This is a genomic window from Burkholderia sp. E168m23 (assembly GCF_016586125.1).
GTDB classification, from domain to species: Bacteria; Pseudomonadota; Gammaproteobacteria; order Burkholderiales; family Burkholderiaceae; genus Burkholderia; species Burkholderia orbicola.
The window spans coordinates 1-2652 of the sequence record NZ_BCPP01000968.1 but is presented as its reverse complement, the minus strand read 5'-3'; the positions used below and the strand labels follow the sequence as shown (position 1 = coordinate 2652).

The following is a 2652-nucleotide window of genomic DNA, read 5'->3' as shown; positions in this document are numbered from 1 at the left end:
AGGCGGCGATTCTCGGTGACGGCGTGAAGTCGCTCGGCCGCGCGCGGGCCGGCGCGTTCGCGGCTTACCAGAAAGGGGTGGGTCAGCCTTGATCGAAGTATTGCAGGCGGATGAAAGCCTGCTGCGCGCGTCCGACGAACGCGTGCAGGCGCGAACCGAATCGGCGCGTGCTGCGGTGGCTGCATTCAAGGCGCTCGGCGGTGGGTGGCAGGCGCCGGAAGCGCAGGCCGTTGCGAGTCGGTAGCGGTGACATCGAAACCTGATCGATCGGGCCGGGCAAGTGCCGAATGATCGCGGTTCGCGGCGCCAGGGGTTGAATGCGATCACGGTGCCTACGGGTCTGACGAGCAACGCGGAGTAGTAGCCGACGTGGCTCGACGGTCTTGGCGACCCGGTCGGCAGCGCCGCGATCAGCCTGCGCATCGAGCGGGCGAGGCTCGGCAATCTTGGCCGGTGGCGTGCGATCGGCGACTGCATCAACGAAATGAAGATCGATGTTGAGCCGGGGCACCGGTCTATTTCGTATGGCGAGGAAAGATGAATTTGCATGCGCATACGCTCGGCGGCGCGCCAGCGCTATATCGTCGAGATCAAGGCGGTAATGCGGGCGGGTTGATCGGGTTCGTGGTCGAACGCTACTTCGCTTTTTCCGGCGTGAGCGCTTCGGCGATTTCCACAAACGATCCGGCCGGCCATTCTTTCCCGTGCCATGTCACGGGCGCGGCCAGAAAGCACGATCTGATGGCCGGGCCGGCCGGTGTGAGGTCGAAATTGGTCTCGCCGCATGGCCAGCCGTCGATGACCGTGCCTGCGGTGACTTCGGCCCGGGCCCGGTCGCAACAGCTCTCGGGGATGAAGATCAGACCGTCGATCGGCACGTTGCCGAGCAGGACGGACTGCGGGGCATGAATGGACTGCAGCGTGCGCTTCGCACCCCAGCCGAAAAAACCGCCTTCGCCGTCGTAGACGGCATGACTGCCGGGCGGGAAGGTCGCGCCGAGGACGACCAGCGGTTTGGTCGTGACTTCGTCCCGGCCGCGATATCCGCCCAGCGCGTATTCCGTGAGCAGTTCGCCGCCGAGCGTCAGCACCGGCAAGCAGAAAAACAACACGGTCCAGGCCAGCCGTTTCAGCAACGGCATCTGGCGCAGGAACCACGCGAACACCACCAGCGTCAGCAGGACCCAGACCGCCGACGCGAACGTAAACGCGGCCATCGCGATGCCGCCCAGTTCGCCGGCGTCGGCATGCGTCGTCGACGGAAACAGCGCCAACAGCAGCGCCGGCATGGCAAACGGACCGAAGCGGGACCGAACGGGGTGGCGTGGCACCGATTGCCCTTCTTTTTCAGTCAATGTCGATTGTTCGATTGTTGTCGTTGATGTTCCGGCGCGTATCCCGCTGTACCGGCGCGGTAGCGATTCGACGAGGCAGGCCGCCGGCAGCGGTCGTCGGATCATGACGTGCATTTACGACCGTCTCGTCGATGAAGTCAAGCACCGCGCAAACGACAGCGATATCGAACGACTCGCGATCATTGAACGGGCTGGATACAGGTGCGACGAAACCGACGCGCTACTTGTGAATCGCCCCCCGCAACCGCCGCACATCCTGCTCCGACACCGGCGCCGCCCGATTTCCCCACGCACCGCGCACGTAGCTGACCACCGCCGCGATCTCGCCGCTCGTCAGCGCGCCGCGCATCGCCGGCATCCGTTGCACCGGCCCCGGCCCCGGCCCCGGCGCGGGCCGCGCGCCTTCGACCACGATCCGGATCGTGCTGGTCGGATCGGCCGCCACGACGATCGAACTGCCCGCGAGCGCCGGTCCGTGATCGTGCACGCCCGTGCCGTCCGCACCGTGGCAGCGCGCGCAGAACCCCGCATACACGCCGGCTCCAGGCGCCTGCTGACCGCCTTCCGGCCGCGGGCCGGCCACGGTGAGCCGCGGCACGCCCACACCCAGCGGATTCGTCGCGGCAGTCCGTTGCGCGGGCAACGACTTCAGGTACACGGCGATCGCGTGGCGGTCCGCGTCCGTCAGCAACGCGGTGCTTTCGCCGACGACCGGCGCCATCGCGCCGAACACCGCGCCACGCGCCGCATGGCCGCTGCGCAGGAACGCGGCGATGTCGTCGGCCGACCAGCGGCCGAGGCCATCCGGGGCCGTGCCAGTCAGGTTCGGCGCGAACCAGTGGTCGTTGATGCCGCCGGTCAGGAACGCGGGGCTGCGCTCGTCGTAGCCGCGTTCGTTGTAGGCCGGCCCGCGCGGCGTATGGCAGGCGCCGCAATGGCCGAGCCCCTGCACGAGATACGCGCCGCGATTCCATTGCGCGGATTGCGACGGCTGTGGCGTGAACCGGTCGCGGTTCGCGAACACGAGGCTCCATAACCCCAGCGCCCAGCGCTGGTTGAACGGAAACGGCAGTTGCGTGAGCTTCGCCGCATTCGCGGACGGCGCGACGCCGCGCATGAAATACGCATACAGCGCGCGCACGTCGTCGTCGGTCAGGTGCGCGAACGACGGGTACGGCATTGCCGGATACAGCCGGCTGCCGTCCGCACGCACGCCGCGCCGCATGGCGTCGTCGAATTGCCGCAGCGTGTAGTTGCCGATGCCGTGCGTCGGGTCCGGCGTGATGTTCGGCGCATA

The 2652-nt window shown here is 67.5% G+C and carries 2 protein-coding genes and 2 pseudogenes; 2 read left to right on the top strand and 2 right to left on the bottom strand.

Annotated features, from left to right (window positions below; translation table 11 throughout):
* Positions 1-244: pseudogene (locus JMF90_RS40380) on the top strand (TolC family protein); the annotation flags it as partial.
* Between the two features lie 126 nt (positions 245-370).
* A pseudogene (locus JMF90_RS40810) lies at positions 371-540 on the top strand (type II toxin-antitoxin system RelE/ParE family toxin); the annotation flags it as partial.
* Between the two features lie 95 nt (positions 541-635).
* On the opposite strand, the gene JMF90_RS32685 reads toward JMF90_RS40810, so the two are convergent.
* Together JMF90_RS32685 and JMF90_RS32680 are read right to left on the bottom strand one after the other, a co-directional pair.
* Positions 636-1469 (bottom strand): hypothetical protein, encoded by an 834-nt coding sequence (locus JMF90_RS32685; protein ID WP_143275975.1) that lies wholly within the window; start codon positions 1467-1469, stop codon positions 636-638.
* Positions 1470-1575: 106 nt separating this feature from the next.
* Positions 1576-2652 (bottom strand): cytochrome c (locus tag JMF90_RS32680; RefSeq protein ID WP_236598079.1); only part of this gene is annotated, 1077 nt, incomplete at its 5' end.